19 protein-coding genes and 1 riboswitch are annotated in these 19,344 nt (G+C 48.3%); of the genes, 18 read left to right on the top strand and 1 reads right to left on the bottom strand.

From position 1 onward, the window contains the following. Positions 1-307 precede the first annotated feature (307 nt). The 18 genes from AB1L17_RS16880 (at position 308) to AB1L17_RS16795 (ending at position 18,496) form a co-directional block, all read left to right on the top strand. Entirely contained in the window at positions 308-1,255 is a 948-nt protein-coding gene (locus tag AB1L17_RS16880) for a 50S ribosomal protein L11 methyltransferase (protein ID WP_412845760.1), read from the top strand. A 42-nt stretch (positions 1,256-1,297) separates the two neighbouring features. Next, on the top strand, positions 1,298-2,473 hold the full coding sequence (locus tag AB1L17_RS16875; protein ID WP_412845761.1) for an acetyl-CoA C-acetyltransferase: 1,176 nt from the start codon (positions 1,298-1,300) through the stop codon (positions 2,471-2,473). Positions 2,474-2,526: 53 nt separating this feature from the next. Then, complete coding sequence (locus AB1L17_RS16870) at positions 2,527-3,516, top strand: LCP family protein (RefSeq protein WP_412845762.1); 990 nt, start codon at positions 2,527-2,529, stop codon at positions 3,514-3,516. A gap of 207 nt (positions 3,517-3,723) precedes the next feature. After that, a complete protein-coding gene (locus tag AB1L17_RS16865) occupies positions 3,724-5,424 on the top strand; it encodes a long-chain-fatty-acid--CoA ligase (protein ID WP_412845763.1) in 1,701 nt (566 codons plus the stop codon). Positions 5,425-5,575: 151 nt separating this feature from the next. Next, entirely contained in the window at positions 5,576-6,166 is a 591-nt protein-coding gene (gene fadR, locus AB1L17_RS16860; protein ID WP_412845764.1) for a fatty acid metabolism transcriptional regulator FadR, read from the top strand. Positions 6,167-6,284: 118 nt separating this feature from the next. Further along, positions 6,285-7,058, top strand: coding sequence for an enoyl-CoA hydratase (locus AB1L17_RS16855; RefSeq protein ID WP_412845765.1), 774 nt, complete (start codon positions 6,285-6,287; stop codon positions 7,056-7,058). 52 nt (positions 7,059-7,110) lie between these two features. Further along, positions 7,111-7,878, top strand: coding sequence for an electron transfer flavoprotein subunit beta/FixA family protein (locus tag AB1L17_RS16850; RefSeq protein WP_412845766.1), 768 nt, complete (start codon positions 7,111-7,113; stop codon positions 7,876-7,878). A gap of 20 nt (positions 7,879-7,898) precedes the next feature. Then, positions 7,899-8,858 carry an electron transfer flavoprotein subunit alpha/FixB family protein gene (locus tag AB1L17_RS16845; protein WP_412845767.1) on the top strand — a complete coding sequence of 320 codons (960 nt, stop codon included), beginning with the start codon at positions 7,899-7,901 and terminating at the stop codon, positions 8,856-8,858. Between the two features lie 108 nt (positions 8,859-8,966). Then, positions 8,967-9,254, top strand: coding sequence for a hypothetical protein (locus AB1L17_RS16840; protein WP_412845854.1), 288 nt, complete (start codon positions 8,967-8,969; stop codon positions 9,252-9,254). A gap of 141 nt (positions 9,255-9,395) precedes the next feature. Then, entirely contained in the window at positions 9,396-9,713 is a 318-nt protein-coding gene (gene trxA / locus AB1L17_RS16835) for a thioredoxin (RefSeq protein WP_007722428.1), read from the top strand. 184 nt (positions 9,714-9,897) lie between these two features. Then, positions 9,898-11,085, top strand: coding sequence for an ABC transporter substrate-binding protein (locus AB1L17_RS16830; protein WP_412845768.1), 1,188 nt, complete (start codon positions 9,898-9,900; stop codon positions 11,083-11,085). Positions 11,086-11,233: 148 nt separating this feature from the next. Next, positions 11,234-12,100 (top strand): branched-chain amino acid ABC transporter permease, encoded by an 867-nt coding sequence (locus tag AB1L17_RS16825; protein ID WP_173608613.1) that lies wholly within the window; start codon positions 11,234-11,236, stop codon positions 12,098-12,100. Positions 12,101-12,105: 5 nt separating this feature from the next. Further along, on the top strand, positions 12,106-13,077 hold the full coding sequence (locus tag AB1L17_RS16820) for a branched-chain amino acid ABC transporter permease (RefSeq protein ID WP_412845769.1): 972 nt from the start codon (positions 12,106-12,108) through the stop codon (positions 13,075-13,077). Between the two features lies 1 nt (position 13,078). Continuing rightward, positions 13,079-13,840 (top strand): ABC transporter ATP-binding protein, encoded by a 762-nt coding sequence (locus AB1L17_RS16815; protein ID WP_412845770.1) that lies wholly within the window; start codon positions 13,079-13,081, stop codon positions 13,838-13,840. A gap of 1 nt (position 13,841) precedes the next feature. After that, complete coding sequence (locus tag AB1L17_RS16810; protein ID WP_412845771.1) at positions 13,842-14,555, top strand: ABC transporter ATP-binding protein; 714 nt, start codon at positions 13,842-13,844, stop codon at positions 14,553-14,555. A gap of 126 nt (positions 14,556-14,681) precedes the next feature. Continuing rightward, entirely contained in the window at positions 14,682-14,933 is a 252-nt protein-coding gene (locus AB1L17_RS16805; protein ID WP_412845772.1) for a DUF2164 domain-containing protein, read from the top strand. Positions 14,934-14,971: 38 nt separating this feature from the next. After that, the gene (gene uvrC, locus AB1L17_RS16800; protein WP_412845773.1) at positions 14,972-16,753 is read left to right on the top strand and encodes an excinuclease ABC subunit UvrC; all 1,782 of its coding nucleotides are present in this window, start codon (positions 14,972-14,974) and stop codon (positions 16,751-16,753) included. A gap of 81 nt (positions 16,754-16,834) precedes the next feature. Next, positions 16,835-17,024, top strand: a riboswitch (Lysine riboswitch). Positions 17,025-17,254: 230 nt separating this feature from the next. Beyond that, complete coding sequence (locus AB1L17_RS16795) at positions 17,255-18,496, top strand: aspartate kinase (RefSeq protein WP_412845775.1); 1,242 nt, start codon at positions 17,255-17,257, stop codon at positions 18,494-18,496. A gap of 49 nt (positions 18,497-18,545) precedes the next feature. Here the strand turns inward: AB1L17_RS16795 and AB1L17_RS16790 are convergent, their stop codons facing one another. Further along, the gene (locus tag AB1L17_RS16790) at positions 18,546-18,998 is read right to left on the bottom strand and encodes a YslB family protein (RefSeq protein WP_412845777.1); all 453 of its coding nucleotides are present in this window, start codon (positions 18,996-18,998) and stop codon (positions 18,546-18,548) included. Between the last annotated feature and the right edge of the window lie 346 nt (positions 18,999-19,344).

Genomic DNA, 19,344 nt, shown 5'->3' with positions numbered 1-19,344 from the left:
TGGGTCCCACACGATTCGTAGGGTATAATGATGATGTTCCGACTTACGAGAACATATAGAGGAAACCCAGACCGAACATGCCAATGCCAATCACAATAAGGGCAACCATTACGATGAGAAGTCCCTTATTTTTGCGGCGGCGGTAAAAAAATTCGTCAAACATGGTAAGCCTCCCTGCGGTTATGATAGTCCATTCTAGTATCATACCATGTTCTCTATCATCCTTGCCATCAACATATGAGTGAAACCATATATGTCCGCAAGAATAGGGGCGAATGACAGCAGAAGGGAAGGAGTCTTTTTCATTATGGAAAACATGTGGCTAAAATACACGTTACTAGTGGAACCAGAGATGGAGGATTTGTTTGTGGCAGAGGTTTTGTCCAGCTCTTACACGCTTGGCTGGATTGAACCACAAATTGAAGTACTGACAACGGAAAATGGATATGATTACGCGGAAAATACAGAAGGTCCGGTCGTTGGCTATTTGTTCGAGCCGCAGCACGATAGTGAAGAGGAGCATGTGGCGCGTTTGAAGGCCTACATCCAACGCTGGAATGGACAAGTAACGATAAAAGAAGTAGAGCTCGTCGCCGAAGAAAATGAATCGTGGAAAGATGAGTTTCGAGAAATCAAAATAGGCGATTGGTGGGTGGCACCTACATGGACAGACCCGGCATCGCTCGCGTCGGCAGAGCGCATTTTGTGGATCGATCCAGGTGCAGCCTTCGGGACCGGCTATCATGGAACGACACAGGACATGCTTCTGTTCTTGCAAGAGATGGAGCTTGCGAATAAGCAGGTCATTGATGTAGGAGCAGGCTCCGGTATTCTTTCTTTATACTGCGCGTTGAATGGAGCTAAGCATCCAGTATGGGCGGTAGATATTAATCCACAAAGTGAATATCAGGTGCTTGTCAATGCGTCCAATAACCACTTGCCAGACCAAGCTGTGCGAGTCGTCATCGGTGATGCAAGTGAAGAAGTCGTTAAGGCCGAGCTGCCTGCTCAGGCTGATATCATCCTGGTCAACATCGGAGGCGACGAAAATGTCGCAATGCTTCCGATGATTGCGGAACGAATCGCACCAGAAGGAATGTTGATTCTCTCCGGCATCGTTGAATGGAATCGGGAAGCTGTCATAACCATTTTTGAACAGGCGGGCTTCCAGGTCATAAAAGAAAGTCAACATGATGAATGGGTGACTGTTTTACTGAAAAATATGTCTGTGAACCGCCTTGTAACTACCGTGTGAGACAATAGAGAAAACATTTTACACAGTGGAGGGGACAAATAAATGGAGCAGGTTGTCATTGCTGCTGCCGGACGTACGCCAATCGGTACGTTTGGTGGCGCCTTGAAGGATGTAAGCGCTCGCAAGCTGGCAGAAACCGTCATTCACGGAGTTATGGCTCGATCAGGTCTGGATGCTTCTCAGATCAACGAAGTCATCCTAGGCAATTGCATTCAGCGCACAGATGAGCCAAACATCGCACGTGTAGCAGCATTGGATGCAGGATTGGGCAAGGAAGTGCCTGGTTTTACGATCCAACGTCAATGTGCTTCCGGTATGCAGGCGATTGTTAGCGGTGCTTCCCAAATCCTTTTAGGTGACAGTGAAATCGTCATTGCTGGCGGCGTAGAGAGCATGAGCAACGCACCATATGTCCTGAAAAACGCTCGCTGGGGTAAACGACTGACGCATGGTGAAATGACCGATGCGATGTGGGAGCTGTTGACGGACCCCCACCACCAAATCTTGATGGGTGAAACGGCAGAACGTCTGGTCGATCGTTATAGGATCACGCGTGAGGAGCAGGACGAAATTGCATTGCGCAGTCAGCAAAATGCGATTCGAGCAATAGACAGCGGCCTGTTTGCCGAAGAAATCATCGGAGTCCCTATCCAAAAACGTACGGAAGAAATCAGCGTAACCGAAGACGAATTCCCGCGCAGGGGAGTAACCTTGGAAAGTCTCGCGAAGCTTAGACCCAGCTTCCGTGACAATGGAACAGTGACGCCAGGAAATGCATCCGGACTCAATGATGGCGCATCCGCTGCTGTTTTGATGAAGGAAGGAAAAGCTCGGGAGCTCGGGATCGAACCACTAGGCAGGATTGTTTCGTGGGCGGTAGCTGGCGTAGAACCCGATTTGATGGGCTATGGTCCTGTTCCTGCCGTGAAGCGTGCATTGCAGAAAGCTGGGCTGACACTGGCGGATATCGAACTGATCGAAGTAAACGAAGCCTTCGCGGCGCAATACCTCGCTGTCGAAAAACTGCTGGAGCTGCCAAGAGACATTACGAATGTGAATGGAAGCGGCATCGCGCTGGGCCACCCAGTCGGCTCTACTGGCTGCCGAATCGTCGTAACCTTACTGCACGAAATGAAGAGGCGTCAGCTGAAGCGAGGCTTGGCTACGCTTTGTGTTGGTGGTGGAATGGGTATGGCAATGGTTGTCGAACGCATGTAGGTTTAAACGAAGTCTCCCCTGTTAAAAATGGAAGCAAAGGGGGAGGCTTTGTCATGTTTATACGGTCATTTTTAAAACGACATGGAAAACAAATCGCATTTCATACCTTTTCCTGTTTGGCGATTGGTGCATTGCTGCTGATTGCCTACAGTGCTTATCAATACAAACATATGACGGATCAGTGGTATGCCCCGATTGATGGAGCGAAAGGCAGTTCAAAGCAGGCAGCTGTCTCACTTCCTCCGCGCGATCTTCTGACAGGTACAGAACCACTGAAGCCTTTTGTTGCCCTGCTGCTTGGCGTGGATAGTCGAGATGGGGAAAATGCGCGTTCAGATACGATGATGCTGGCAGCGATTCATCCGGCGAAACAATCGGTCTACCTTCTGGCCATCCCGCGAGACAGTTATATGGAGCTTCCGGGAAAAGGGTACGACAAAGTGAATCACGCGATGGCTTTCGGCGGTCCGAAAATGGTAAAAGAGTCGTTGGAGAAATTTTTGAATGTAAAAATTGATCGGTACGTTTCCGTCGATTTCGAAGGCTTTCGTCAGATTGTGGATGAGCTGGGAGGTGTCACTGTCGACGTGAAAAAACGGATGAAGTACAGCGACCCCAGCGATGACACGTATATTGACATTCAACCAGGACTTCAAGCCTTATCAGGTGAACAGGCATTGGATTACGCCCGTTATCGCAAAAGTGATCTAGGCAAGGAAGACAGTGATTACATGAGGATTGGCAGACAGCAGGAGATTCTCAAAGCATTGGCGGCAAAAGGCAACACGCTTCAAGTGTACACCAAGGCATTTTCGCTGATGGAAATATTGGGCCAGCATGTAAAAACAGACCTCACCGAGCAGGAAATCGCCTCGCTTCTATTGTCTTATGGCGATGGGACACCGAATTCCATACAAGCAGATACATTGATCGGGCAGGATGAGCGTATTTGGCAAAATGGGATCGTCGGTTGGTATCATCTCGTCCCCACCACAGAACGGGAAAGAGCGCGTCAGCAAATCATCAAGGAAATGACACCGTAACTCGTGCGATAGAGGAAATGAGTAGGGCACGCTTCCACGTTGGGACCGTGTCCTTCTTTTTAGGAAAAATGTCTTGTACGAAAAGGAACGCGAATGAATTTAGTTGGAAAATTTAATATGTTTGGAATACAATAGGTAGTAAGGAAGAGATTATGAATGTAGATCATAGGGAGAGGCAAGGCCATTTAAGGGATGGAGGGAATGACCATGTCAAATGCCAAGCCTTGGATTGCCAATTACCCGCCTGAAACTGCGCCGTCATTGGATTACCCCCGTGTTCCTTTGACGCATTTTCTGGAGCAGTCGGCAGAAATGTATCCAGACAGTAACGCGATCTATTTCATGGGAAAAAGCATTACGTATCGAGAGCTTTTGCAGTTGTCATACCAATTTGCCAATGCATTGATCAAGCGCGGTGTGAAGAAAGGCGACCGTGTGGCGATTATGCTGCCAAATACTCCTCAAGCAGTCATCAGCTACTACGGTGCACTTTTTGCAGGTGCCATCGTGGTCATGACGAACCCGCTTTATACCGAGCGAGAATTGATTCACCAGATGAACGATTCAGGCGCCGAGACCATCATTACGCTGGATTTGCTGTACAAACGTGTTTCACAAGTCCGTGCATCTACCTCACTTCAACGAATCATTATCACAAGTATTGGTGATTTCCTTCCCTTATTGAAAAAATGGCTTTATCCGTTCGTTCAGAAAAAACAAGGGCACAATCCGCAGGTTACATACAGCGCAGATGTTGAGCCTTTTCTTTCTGTTCTGAAAGAAAGCGCTACCAAGCCTGTAGCTGTAGCAATCGATCCCACCCAAGACATTGCGTTGCTCCAGTATACGGGAGGTACAACGGGTGTTGCGAAAGGCGTGATGCTCACCCATGCCAATCTCATTGCGAATGCCGTCCAGTGCCAAGCGGTCCTTTACAAGCTTAAAAAGGGAAAAGAACGAATTTTGTGCGTGCTTCCTCTTTTTCATGTGTACGGGATGACTACCGTGATGAACAAAGGCATTTGTATTGCAGCAGAAATTATTCTCGTTCCTAAATTCGACGTCAAACAAATGTTTGAAATGATCGACAAGCGGAAGCCAACATTATTCCCAGGTGCGCCAACCATGTACATCGGACTGATCAATCACCCTGACTTGAAAAAGCATGATCTCTCATCCATCGATGCTTGTGTCAGCGGATCAGCTCCGTTGCCGATCGAGGTCAAGCTCAAATTCGAGGAGCTGACGGGAGGCAAGCTGGTCGAGGGTTATGGGATGACGGAGACCTCTCCTGTAACGCACTCCAATCCCATTTGGGAAAAAGGCATTACCGGAAGCATCGGAATGCCCTGGCCCGATACGGATTGCCGAATTATCGATACAGCAACAGGAGAAGAGCTGCCACAAGGCGAGATCGGCGAGCTGGCTGTAAAAGGACCCCAAGTCATGCTCGGCTATTGGAATCGCCCTGAGGATACCGCGGCCGTAATGAAGGACGGTTGGTTTTTGACGGGAGATATGGGCTATATGGACGAAAACGGCTATTTCTACATCGTAGATCGCAAAAAAGACATGATTATTGCTGGCGGCTTCAACATTTATCCGCGCGAAGTAGAAGAGGTGTTGTTTGAGCATCCCGCTATCCAGGAGGCTGCGGTTATTGGTGTCCCTGATCCATACCGGGGTGAAACCGTCAAAGCATTCGTCGTATTCAAGAATGGACAGCTCGCGAGTGAAGAAGAGCTGGAAGCGCATTGCAGACAGAGACTTGCCGCCTATAAGATTCCGAGACAATACGAGTTTCGCACAGATTTGCCCAAAACCATGGTCGGAAAAGTTTTGCGTCGCCAATTGCAAGAAGAAGACAAGAAGAAAAGGGAAGCTCAGGAAGAAATCAAAACGAGCTAGTAGCTGATGTTTTGAGGCTTGCGATCCCAGGCGGAAAGCGGCCTTTTTTGCTGACCTCTTGCGATTGACAGAGAAGTAGCCCTGTATTACACTAATTATGAATGAGCGATCATTCATTTCGTCATCAATGTTAGTAAATGTGGAGGTAGTTATGGCAAAGAAAACGGGGGAAAAGTATCAAGCCATTATTGATGCTGCTGTTCGAGTAATCGCCAGACAGGGCTATTACAGCGCCCAGGTATCGAAAATTGCGAAAGAGGCGAAGGTAGCAGACGGCACCATATACCTCTATTTTGAAAACAAGGATGATATCTTGATTTCACTGTTTAACGAAAAGATGGGCCAGTTTGTGGAGACAAACCGCAAACGCATTTCGGAAGCGACGACCATTGAGCAAAAATTATATGTGCTCATTCACGCTCACCTAAGCCAGCTATCTCAGGATCATGACTTGGCAAAAGTGACGCAGATCGAGCTGCGCCAATCCAGTCCGATCATCAGTGAAGGAATCGGCAATGTGATGAAGCAGTATTTCAACCTCATTGACGAAGTGATCGTGGAGGGAATGGAACAGGGCGTATTCCGATCCGATCTTGAGGTGCGGATTACCCGCAAAATGATTTTTGGAACGCTCGACGAAGTGACGACATCTTGGGTGATGAAACAGTGCAAGTACGACCTTGTCTCTTATGTTGATTCCATTCATAACCTCTTCCTGCTTGGTATGAAGGGAAAAGAATGAAAAGAAAAGCTTTTTTTGCATGAAAACGTTTGTTACAATGATAGCAGTAAGACTGAGCGATCGCTCGGTATGAAAGGTTAGCTGTTTTCATAAATGGATAGAGTCTGGGGGGAGAGGAATGGCGTCGCATTGGAATGTAGAAATCGTTGATCGCGTTGCTACTGTTACGATTAGCAACCCGCCTGCTAACGCACTTAGTCAAGCAGTGCTCGATCAATTGAGTGAACTTTTAGACCAGTGGGAAAATAACGATGAGATTAAGGCGATCGTTTTGACTGGCGAAGGTCGGTTTTTCATTGCAGGAGCGGACATCAAAGAATTTACCCAACTGAATCGCGACAATGCTGAAATACTGGCGAAGAAGGGGCAAGCGTTGTTTAATCGCTTGGAAACGTTCCCGAAGCCAATCATTGCAGCGATTAATGGCGCTTGCCTTGGTGGAGGACTAGAGCTTGCATTGGCATGCCATATTCGCTTTGCAGCACCAGAAGCCAAGCTAGGACTGCCTGAGCTGAATCTCGGACTTATTCCGGGCTACGGTGGCACGCAACGTTTACCTCGTCTGGTAGGCCGTGGCAAAGCGACACAAATGATCCTCACATCTGAGATGATCGGTGGCGAGGAAGCATTGCGCATCGGACTTGTGGAAGCGGTTTATCCCGTAGAGCAGCTGCTCGCAGAAGCGCAAAAGCTGGCCGCTACGATCGCACAAAAAAGTGCGATTACGCTGAAATTGGCTCTATCGTCTATCCACAACACAACAGAGCTGACGTTGTCACAAGGCTTGGAGCAAGAAGCGAAGCTCTTTGGCGATGCATTCACGACGGAGGACGTAAAAGAAGGCGTGACTGCTTTTCTCGAAAAGCGCAAGCCGCAATTCGCAGATCGGTAGTTAAGCATATAGCTTCACAAGTATGAGGTACCACTAAGGAGGAGGCATCCTGATGAATATCGTGGTTGTGTTGAAACAGACGTTTGACACAGAAGAAAAAATCGTCATCCAAAACGGACAAATTTCCGAAGATGGCGTTGAATTCATCATTAATCCCTACGATGAGTACGCTGTAGAAGAGGCAATCAAGCTCAAGGAAGAGCATGGCGGCGAAGTAACCGTGATCAGCGTCGGTCCTGACCGGGCTGAAAGTGCACTGCGCACGGCGTTGGCGATGGGTGCAGACAAGGCTGTTCTTGTGGATGACGAGTCTCTGTTCGGAGACGAATTCACGACCGCGAAAGTTTTGGCTGCAGTAGCGAATAAGATTGGCTTTGATATCATCATCGGTGGACAAATGGCTGTAGACTCCGGAGCTGGGCAAGGCGGTCCTCGTCTCGCAGAAGAACTGGGAATTAACCATGTATCGACTGCTGTGAAGCTAGAGGTGGACGGGACGAATGTACGCGTAGAGCGCGATGTAGAAGGTGACCTGGAAGTCGTGGAGACGAGCCTTCCTGTTTTGATTACGGCTCAGCAAGGCCTTAATGAGCCTCGCTATCCTTCTCTCCCTGGTATCATGAAAGCGAAGAAAAAACCATTGGATCGACTCGGCGCAGACGATTTGGGTATCACTGCGGAAGAGGTAAAAGCGAAGACAGAAATCGTCGATCAGACATTGCCTCCGAAAAAGCAGGCAGGTCGCATTCTCTCTGGCGAATTGGCAGCTCAAACGTCGGAATTGGTGCAACTGTTGCGCAATGAAGCGAAAGTGATCTAAGCGAGAGGGAGAGGATATCCATGAAAAAGGTACTTGTATTGGCAGAAGTACGTGACGGACAACTTCGCAACGTGTCGCTGGAAGCATTGACTGCAGCACAAGCATTGGCTGAGGGCGGCGAAATTGTAGCAGGTGTATTCGGGGCAGATGCATCCGCTCATGCGGTTACATTGGGTCATCACGGTGCAAGCACGGTATATACGGCTGATCATACAGCGTTGGCACAGTACACGCCAGATGCGTATGTGCAGGCACTCACGCAGTTGATTGAGCTGGCTTCTCCTGATGCAGTTGTATTGGGTCACACAGCGATTGGTCGTGACATCGCACCTCGCGTAGCAGCGAGACTCGGTTACGGTCTGGTTTCGGACGTAACAAGTGTAGAAGCGGGCCCTGTTTTCGTGCGCCCGATCTATGCAGGGAAAGCGACGCAAACACGTAAATTCGTTGATGGAACAACATTTATTACGATTCGTCCAAACAACATTGCCATTGGTGTTGCTGACCCTTCGAAAACGGCAGTGGTGGTACCAGTTGAATTGGATATCAAGGATTTGCGCACGATCGTAAAAGAAGTCGTAAGAAAAACAAGCGGCAAAGTAGACCTTTCCGAAGCGAAAGTCGTGATTTCCGGTGGACGCGGTGTAAAGAGTGCAGAAGGCTTCCAGCCGCTGTACGATCTGGCGGAAGTACTGGGTGCAGCTGTTGGTGCATCTCGTGGCGCTTGCGACGCAGACTATTGCGATTACTCCATGCAGATCGGACAGACAGGTAAGGTTGTTACACCTGACTTGTATATCGCATGCGGAATTTCCGGAGCGATCCAGCACTTGGCTGGTATGTCCAGCTCGAAGGTCATCGTGGCTATCAACAAAGATCCAGAAGCACCTATTTTCCAAGTGGCTGATTACGGTATCGTAGGTGACCTGTTCGAAGTGCTGCCATTGCTGACGGCTGAGTTTAAAAAAGTATTGGTATAACATGTAGGCGATGACTAGGCGCTCCTTATGGGGCGCTTTTTTTGTCCGCAAGGCTTACTTTATGCTTTCCTTGCTTGGTATAATAGGGGGTAAGGCGAGGTGATCGGGATGAGCGAGGAGCTTTTGCAACAACTGATTCACATGGTGGCGGAGAATAATCGGCTTGTAAAAGAGACGCAGCAGGAGCTACGTGAGTTTAAAAAAGAGATGTATGATTTTCGTGAGGAGATGTACGCATTTCGGGATGAGATGTACGAATTTCGCGATGACGCTACGCGACGATTAGACAGATTGGAGCGCCAAAACAAACACATCGATGCAGACCTCGATCTGATGCATCGGAAAGTTAGTGACCACGAACGGGAGATTAACCGGCTCAAACAAGTCGGTCAATAAGGTGCGGTCAGACTGGACAGACTAAAGCGAGAAGTGCAGGGCAAAGTGTGGAGCGGCGTAGTCAATTTGGTGTTTGAATGATATACTGATAACCGTTAGGAACCTTTATTTAGCAATTGAAATTCAAGGAGGTAACTTCTCATGGCAATTGTAAATGCTACTGATCAAAACTTTTCCCAGGAAGTAGAGCAAGGCGGTACAGTCCTGGTTGACTTCTGGGCTCCATGGTGCGGCCCTTGCAAAATGATCGCTCCTGTACTGGAGCAAATCGACGGTGAAGTGGGCTCCCAGCTCAAAATCGTCAAAGTAAACGTGGATGACAATCCAGATTCTGCTGGTCGTTTTGGCGTAATGTCCATCCCAACCCTGATCGTATTCAAAGACGGTCAACCAGTTGACAAAGTGATCGGCTTCCAACCAAAAGAAGCACTCATGGCAACTGTAGGCAAACATCTGTAATCGCAAAGCAACGAGTGAAGCGGCATAGCAATGTGCCGCTTTTTTGTTTGTTTTCATGCGGAATTCTGAGCGATCGTTTGTCAAAAAATTAAGTTTACTTGAACGAAAATAATTGCGTTTTTTGAATACTTTGATTAAACTTCATATATTCAATTTATTTCGAAAATAGAAGGGGGCTTTTCTAATGAAGGGATTTCATTTGATGCGCTCGCTGGCGGCAATCTCGCTAGGGGCGGTATTGATGGTCGGATGTTCGAGCGGAGGCAATACAAGTGCTCCTGCAGCAGGAGAGGGCAGCTCTGGCCAAGCAGCTAGCACCGACGGACAAGAGATTCAAGCAAAAATCGGTGTGGTTGGTTTCCTCTCAGGATCTGGGGCAGCTTATGGAGAAGCGCAAAAAGCAGGATTGGAGCTGGCCTTGGGTGAGTTGAACGAAGCGAACAAAGGCAAGCTCAAGATTGAACTGAAGTTTGAAGACTCCGCTGGAGAAAAAGAAGGCGCGATTAATGCGGTAAATAAACTGATTAATCAGGATAATGTCGTAGCGATTATCGGACCGACTCTTTCCGGTGAAATGTTTGCTGCGGGACCTGTAGCAAACGAGGCAGAGACGCCGATTTTCGGTATCTCCAATACGTCAGAAGGAATCAATGATATCGGGGAATATGTGTTCCGCAACTCTTTGCCTGAATCCATTGCGATCCCGACAGCTATGAAAGCAGCAGTGGAGAAAAATGGCCTGAAAAAAGTTGCTCTTATCCATGCTTCTAACGATGACTTCTCCGTGAATGGCTACAAGGTCATGAAAGCAACCGCCGAAAAGCTGCGCTTGGAGATCACTGGTGAAGCGACTTTCGCAAATGGCGATGTGGATTTCGCGGCACAATTGACCAAGCTGAAGCAAACCAACCCCGACGCTTTGCTAGTGTCCGCCTTGTACAAAGAAGGCTCCATGGTTGTGAAAAAAGCACGTGAGTTGGGCTTTACAGGGACAATTCTTGGTGGTAATGGTTTCAATAATCCGAAAGTTTTTGAAATTGCAGGTCCAGCTGCTGAAGGCTTGATCGTTGCGACCCCATTCAGTCCTGAAAAGCAAGATGAGAAGGTACAAGCCTTCGTAAAAGCATTCGAAGCCAAATACAACAAAAAGCCTGACCAGTTCGCAGCTCAAGCTTATGATTCGCTCTATATCATGTCGCAGTCATTGCTTGGCGCAGGAAAAGCAGACCGTGAAGAGCTGCGCGGACAATTGGCTCAGCTGAAAGACTTCACAGGTGTATCCGGCAAACTGTCCTTTGACGAGAAACGCAATCCGATTGGTGATGCGGTTGTCGTTGTAGCAAAAGAAGGCAAATTCGTCCCGTTTGAATAGGATCGTGCCCGGGGTCGCCCGGGCTTCTTTTTCTATCCGTTATCTCGCTGGATCAGAAAGTACCAGATTATGTTCTTCGCTTGCTGATCCAGCGAGAATAACTCGTTTGTCGTTGGATGTTAACCACTTAACAGTGAGGTGAGGCCTTTTGTTTTGGCAGCAATTAGTCAACGGTTTGACAGTTGGAAGCACTTATTCATTAATCGCATTGGGCTATACGCTCATTTTTGGAGTCTTGGGAATCATTAATATGGCTCATGGACAAATCTTTATTTTTGGATCACTGGTTGGCTTGGTATTGATGACCAGCCTGAATATGCCTTTAGGGGTAGCGCTGATTGTGGCGGTCGTGATATCGGCCATTTTGGGTCTTGTGCTGGAATATACAGCGCTTCGCCCACTTCGTAAAAAGAACGTGCCCCATCTGGCATCCTTGATCAGTACGATCGGGTTTGCCATTTTGATGGAGGAAGCGATGCACAAGTTTTTTGGTGCCGACTCCCGTGCGTTCCCGCAATCCTTTGGGGACACTACTTTTGATCTGGGTATCATTCAAATACGCAGCGTTGATCTCGTTATTTTAGGGATTTCCGTGTTGCTCATGTTCGTCCTGCATTTCTGGATTCAAAAAACAAAAATGGGAAAAGCCATTCGGGCGACGGCTGAAAATACAGATACAGCAAATATTTTGGGGATTAACACCAATATGGTCATTGTCGTTACCGTCATGCTCGCTTCGGCACTTGGCGGAGTAGCCGGCATTTTGATTGGAATGGCGTATTCAGCGTTGATTCCGACGATGGGGATGACCCTAGGATTTAAAGGATTGGCTGTTTTGATTTTAGGTGGTGTGGGCAGCATTCCTGGGGCCATGGTGTGCGGTGTATTGCTCGGGATTATCGAGGTGTTTACCGTCGCGTACGGAGACTCGTCCTATCGGGACGCGGTTGCTTTCGGATTAATCATTCTCATTTTGCTCTTGAAGCCGGAAGGACTATTTGGACGCAAAGCGTAAGGGAGGTGCAGACATTGGACATTCTCAATCCATATAACTTACAGGTACTGACTTTTATCTTGTTAAACAGTATTTTGGCGATCAGTATTTACATTACGCTCTCGACTGGTCAGCTTTCCTTGGGACATGCGGGCTTTATGAGCATTGGTGCTTTTACGGCGAGTATTTTGACAAAGCAAGCGGACATGCCGCTGTTTATCGCCATCATGATTGGAGGACTGGCGGCGGGGCTGATTGCACTCTTGATCGGCGCTCCGACCTTGAAGCTCCACGGCTTGTACCTGGCAATTGCTACGCTGGGCTTTGGTGAAGTGATTCGCGTTATTTTTCTCAATATGGAGATTACAAATGGCGCTCTTGGACTGACAGGGCTTCAATCGATTGGCAATTACTTGTACGATTTTGAAAAAGCAATGGGGTTAAAAGCACAGACCTTAGGCATTTCGGTCATGCAAATGAAGTCATTATCGACCTTCTTATTTATGCTGCTCCTGTTTGCCTTCGTTCTTTTCCTGACGCTGCGTCTGAACCGTTCGCGTCTGGGCCGTGCATTTGAAGCGATCAAAGCAGATGAAACGGCGGCACGAGCGATGGGATTGCAAGTCAACTATTATAAGATGCTGGCGTTTGTGATCGGATCGATTTTGGCAGGGGTATGTGGAGGATTATTCGCTCACATTACAACGACCATTACTCCTGATGATTTTAACTATCATAAAGTCGTAGAGATTCTGTCTTATGCCGTGATCGGCGGCAGCGAAGTCGTATGGGGGCCGCTGTTTGGTGCCTTGGTTCTCACGGCATTGCCGGAGGTACTGCGTGGTTTGGCCGAGTACAAAATGCTCATGTACGGTTTGATCATGGTCGGTGTGATGGCGTTCCGTCCGCATGGGTTGATTGGTGCCGATACATTCCAGAAGCTGTTCAAGCGTCGTCGGGGCAAGCCATCGGACAAGGAAGCGAAAGGGGGAGTGTAGGATGTTGCTGGAACTAGCAAACGTTGGGAAAAGCTTTGGCGGCATTACTGCCTTGCGTGACGTTTCTTTTTCCGTTGGGGAGGGCGAGATTGTCGGCTTGATCGGTCCGAATGGTGCAGGGAAAACGACCATTTTCAATATGGCAACAGGCATATTCGAACCTACGACAGGTACCTTTTCTTTTGCCGGACAAAAGCTAAATGGAATGGCGCCTAACAAAATTACCGAAATGGGAATTGCAAGGACGTTCCAAAATATTCGCCTCTTCGGTCACATGAGTGCGTTGGACAACGTGAAGGTAGGCTGCCACTCGCGCATGAACGCGGGCTTTTGGGCTTCCCTTTTGAAAACACCGGGACAGCGTGCGGAAGAAAAGGCGGTTACCAAAAAAGCGGAGGAGCTTCTCGAATTCGTAGGCTTGTCTGACATTGCTGACGTCCGCTCGGATACATTGGCTTACGGTCAACAACGGCGTCTGGAGATCGCACGGGCACTGGCTACAGAGCCAAAGCTCTTGCTTTTGGACGAGCCTGCTGCCGGAATGATCGAGACCGAGACAAAAGCGCTCATGGAGCTGGTCAAAAAAATTCGCGATGATGGGACGACTGTCCTGTTGGTCGAACACGATATGGGATTGGTCATGAATCTGTGTGAAAAGGTCGTATGTATCAACTTTGGGGTCAAAATTGCCGACGGCACCCCGGCAGAGGTACAAAACAATCCAGATGTGATAGAAGCCTACCTCGGCAAGGAGGACGAATAAGATGCTGAATATCCAAAACTTGACGACCTCCTACGGTCAAATCAAGGCGATTCGTGGGATAACGCTGGAAGTGCCAGAGGGCAAAATCGTCTCGCTGATCGGGGCGAACGGAGCGGGCAAAACTACAACCATGCGTACGATCGCAGGTCAGCTAAAGCCTGAGGCAGGGACGATTACGTTTTGTGGGAAGCGAATGGAGGGCTCGAGACCTCATCAGATCGTAAAAGCCGGACTGGCGTTGGTACCAGAAGGGCGTGCGATCCTCGGGAAGATGACTGTGCTGGAAAACCTGGAGATGGGCGCATTCCAGCGCAATGATGCACAAGGCATCAAGGACGATATGGAAAAGATGATGACCTGGTTCCCCATTCTCAAGGAACGGCTAGCTCAATTGGGCGGGACGATGTCTGGCGGTCAGCAGCAAATGCTCGCCATTGCCCGTGCATTGATGTCTCGACCGAAGCTGCTGCTCTTGGATGAGCCCTCGATGGGCTTGGCTCCCATCGTGGTGGCGGACATTTTCAAGGTGATCAAAGAAATCAATGCGGAAGGGACAACCGTCCTCATCGTAGAGCAAAATGTCAAACAGGCCCTCAAAATCGCTGATTACGGGTATGTGCTCGAGGCAGGGCAAATCGTATTGGATGGCACAGGAGAAGCGTTGTTAAACGACGAGCGTGTAAAAGAAGCATATTTGGGCGGTCGCAAGCACTAGGTCAGCCTATAAAAAACTGTCGCCATGGAATGAGGCGGCAGTTTTTTTCGTATGGATTCCATGGTACTATGAAGGATAGAACGTATATTCTCTTATGATGCGAAAAAGGGAAGGAAGCCGGATACGATGCCAACCAAATTGACGAGAGAGCAAATGGAATATCTTGTTCATCAAGTACAGCGTTATTTTAAAGAAGAACGGTCGGAGACACTCGGCAATTTGGAGACGGAAGAGTTGATTGCCTTTTTTTCGAAGGAGCTCGGCCCCTTCTACTACAATCAAGGGGTGCAAGACAGCCGCAAGCTGCTGGTCGAACGGATGAGTTCCTTAGAAGATGAACTGTATGTTTTGGAAAAGCCAATCCACAAGAACAAATAGATGCAAGGCAGATATAGAGCAAAGAGGAGGGAGCAGCCATGAACAGCTCCTTAAAAGATAAACTGGCCGTCTTGCCAGATAAGCCAGGCTGCTACCTGATGAAAAATGCGAGCGGGGAAATCATTTACGTAGGAAAAGCCAAGGTGCTGAAAAACCGCGTCCGCTCTTATTTTACAGGCAGTCATAACGGGAAGACGCAGCTGTTGGTCAGTGAGATCGTGGATTTTGAGTATATTGTGGTATCTTCACCCATCGAAGCACTGATCCTGGAATGCAACCTGATCAAGGAGCACGACCCGCGCTACAATGTCATGCTCCGCGACGATAAGACGTATCCGTACATCAAAATTACGAATGAGGCACAGCCACGTCTGGAGATTACCCGTAAGGTATTAAAAGATAAAGCCAAATATTTCGGTCCTTATCCGAATGCCGGAGATGCCTCCGAGGTGAAGAAGCTGCTGGATCGCCTTTATCCTTTGCGCAAATGCCGCAATATGCCCAAGCAGGTTTGTCTTTACTACCATTTGGGACAATGTTTAGCGCCCTGTGTATACGAGGTATCGGCAGAGGAAAACCAGCGTTTGGTAGATGAAATTAGCCGGTTCCTCGATGGCGGCCATGAGGAAATGAAGAAGACGCTCACAGAAAAAATGCTCCAAGCCGCAGAAAACATGGAGTTCGAACGCGCAAAGGAATATCGGGATCAGATCAAGAGCATCGAAGCAGTGATGGAAAAGCAGAAGATTACCTTCGCAGATACTGTAGACCGCGACATTATCGGGTTTGCTGTGGAAAAAGGCTGGATGTGCATTCAAGTATTTTACATGCGCAAAGGGAAGATGATCGAGCGGCAGACGACCTCTTTTCCGTACTATGGCAGCGAAACCGAAGACTTCATGTCGTATGTGAGCCAGTTTTACTACGACAAGCAAAATGCGCTTCCTAAAGAAATTTTGCTCCCGGAAGAAAGTGACGCAGAGCTGTTAAGTGAATGGCTAGGCATCAAAGTTCATGCGCCAAAAAGAGGCAAGAAGCGGGAACTCGTGCAAATGGCTGCCGAGAACGCGCGTATAGCCCTGCAGGAGAAGTTCGCGCTTATGTCCAAGGACGATGCTCGTACCGTCCAGGCGGTACACAACCTCGGGCACATTTTGGGGATTCCGGTTCCGCATCGAATTGAAGCGTTTGACAACTCCAACATCCAGGGAACAGAGCCTGTGTCTGCAATGATTGTGTTTACAGATGGTCGCCCTGACAAAAAGGAATACCGCAAATTCAAGATCAAAACCGTCGAGGGACCAGACGATTACGGCTCCATGCGCGAAGTAGTTCGCCGACGTTACTCTCGCCTGCTCAAAGAAAATCAGACGATGCCTGACCTGATCGTCATCGATGGTGGGAAAGGCCAAATCAGTGCCGCAATGGACGTCCTGGAAAACGAGCTTGGCCTCTATATTCCTGTCTGTGGTCTGGCGAAGGACGAGAAGCACCGCACTGCTCAGCTCATGTACGGTGATCCGCCGGAGCCAGTGAATCTGAGACGGGACAGCTACGAGTTTTATTTGTTGCAGCGCATCCAAGATGAAGTCCACCGTTTTGTTATTACGTTCCACAGACAATCCCGAACGAAAACGATGCTGTCCTCACAGTTGGATGAGATCCCGGGTATCGGTGAGAAGCGACGCAAGCTGTTGTTCTCTCATTTTGGCTCGTTGAAAAAAATGCGTGAAGCGACCGTCGAAGACTTCCGTCAATTAGGAATCGGCGACAAGCTGGCGAAAGAAATCATCGCTCATCTGCGCAAGCTGGACACATAGAGTTCAAAAAGGAATTGATCCATTTTTAGACTCATGATATAATCCGATTCAAACAGAATAGTTAGCCTCACTTCCATTATGGAGTGAGGTAGAGGCGCGAAAACCAAGAGTACCACCCTGAGATCGGGTATCTGTGAAGGGAACGGGAAAGGGGAATTCGCCGAAGTGTGGAGGGGAACCCGCTTTTCTCCATGCTGGGTCTGCGTTGAACAAATGCAGGACTGTCATCTGCACTTTTGACCAATTGTTCAGATGGAGAGCTATCTCACGGTGTGTCAATGTGAGTTTTGATGGTGATGACTGTCAATCTTCGTTGTCCGCGTGTATTGGGAGGGAGGAACCGGTATGTCGAAACAGTAGGCAGCGGCAGGTCTTATCCTTGTCGGTGCCTTTTTTGTAAAATAAAAATGCAAGACTTTTCCTTATAGAGAGAATAGTGAAAAACCATACGATAATAGAAAAATACCAACATTGGATATGAGAAAAAGGGAGAGAAGCCGCATGGGGTTGATCGTGCAGAAATACGGAGGCACCTCTGTAGGTACCATTGAGCGAATTTTACGAGTTGCGGATCGAATTATCAGCTATAAAGAGGAAGGGCATGATGTGGTAGTTGTCGTGTCTGCGATGGGGAAATCTACTGATGTGTTGGTAGACATGGCGAAACAGATTAGCGCATACCCATCCGAGCGAGAAATGGATATGCTGCTGACCACGGGGGAGCAGGTATCAATCGCGCTATTGTCGATGGCCTTACATTCAAAAGGCTACGACGCTATTTCTCTTACTGGCTGGCAGGCTGGAATCACTACCGAGGCGATTCACGGAAGAGCCCGGATCAAGCAGATTGATCCTGAACGGATTCAATCCGAGCTCGGCCGTGGTCGTGTGGTCATCGTGGCAGGATTTCAAGGGATCAGTGACGAAGGTGAAATTACGACGCTCGGCCGCGGTGGATCGGATACATCTGCGGTTACTCTCGCAGCGAGCTTGAACGCTGAAAAATGCGAAATCTTTACGGACGTGTCCGGGGTGTATACAGCTGATCCGCGAATGGTTCCAGCAGCGAGCAAGCTGGATACGATCTCGTATGATGAGATGCTGGAGCTGGCGAATCTCGGTGCAGGGGTTCTCCATCCAAGGTCAGTAGAGGCTGCGAAAAAATACAAGGTAAGGCTGGTCGTCCGCTCTAGCTTTACTGCCGAAGATGGTACGTACGTTGAGGAGGTTGCCAACATGGAAACAGGAAGAGTAGTAAGTGGAGTCGCACATGACGAAGATGTAGCAAAAATCACGGTTGTCGGCATGCCTGCCAAGGTCGGGACGCTCTCCCGTCTGTTTAATACGCTGGCTGACAATCAAGTGAACGTCGATATCATTATCCAAAGCTCCTATGATGCTGTTGTTACGAACATTTCATTTACAGTTGCAGCGGATGACCTGAAAAAAGCACTGAATACACTCGATAGGAACAAAACAGAGCTTGGCTTTGAAAAAGTCGATTTCGAAGAGGGCTTGACCAAAGTATCCATTGTCGGTTCCGGCATGATTAACAACCCGGGGGTAGCTGCCGAAATGTTCCGCGTGCTGGCAGAAAGAGAAATTTCTATTAAGATGGTATCTACGTCTGATATCAAGGTTTCCTGCGTCATTCCGGCAGCCTTGACTGAGCTGGCTGTTCGCAGTCTCCATTCGGCATATGGTCTGGATGTTGAGGAAACAGCTGTCGTGCACGGATTATAGAATTGGGATGCTCCCTCTTACTTGTCTACAGGTAGAGGGGGCATTTTCTTCATGGCGCTACTTGTACGAATATACGTATGTCTGAAGGGCTTTCCATTTCGATTTTGCTGAACGCTTCTCTTTCTTTCCACTGCTCAACCATACCAGCGATGATCCCGGCCTCAAAGGAAAGACTGCATCCTAGTCTTTCTATAGACTGATAGCTAAAAATGGAATGAGTGAGTGAATAGATGATGCTTTGCTCGCTCTCTTCAACCACGTCTAGCTGACCGAGTCCCAGCCGAATAAAAGGCATAATCGGGCCAGTTGCAGATTGAACGGGGATTTGGCGGCCCATATTTTTTCCTATCCAATATAGAATGTGGTTCTCACTATCGCCTAGCAGGCTGCTGGTCAGCGTTTCGCGTAGAAGATGATAGCCAAGATAGGGCATATTGATTCTTTCCGCATAGGGAATGGTCTCAGGTGGCAACAGTGCTGCCAGTTGATCCTTCTCTTTCATTTGTGCTTCCCTCCTGTCTGTACTAGATTATGAGGAGGGACTCCGACTCATGACATATTCATAGAAAAAATAGCTGGACTAAACAAAGTTATTCTATCAATGTATTTAGTACATTGATTGTCTTGACGCTCTGTGTCGACAAGAGTACAATTGGATTTGGTCAAAGTTTTGCCCAACTTTTTCTCGTATTTTGACACATTCCGACAAATTCAGGTGATCTAGTGAACACAATCTTTTTGTGAACAGCATTTCGATGCTTTTCATACATTGATCGTGGAGGTTTTGCTATGTCTAATGGGTGAGGCAATGGGTTAGGATATTGGGGAAAGGTCTATCAAAACGGTCG

Origin of the sequence: Brevibacillus jepli (genome assembly GCF_047229145.1) — a bacterium.
GTDB lineage: Bacteria > Bacillota > Bacilli > Brevibacillales > Brevibacillaceae > Brevibacillus.
The sequence above is the reverse complement of the archived record's forward strand: the minus strand, read 5'-3'. Positions and strand labels throughout refer to the sequence as shown.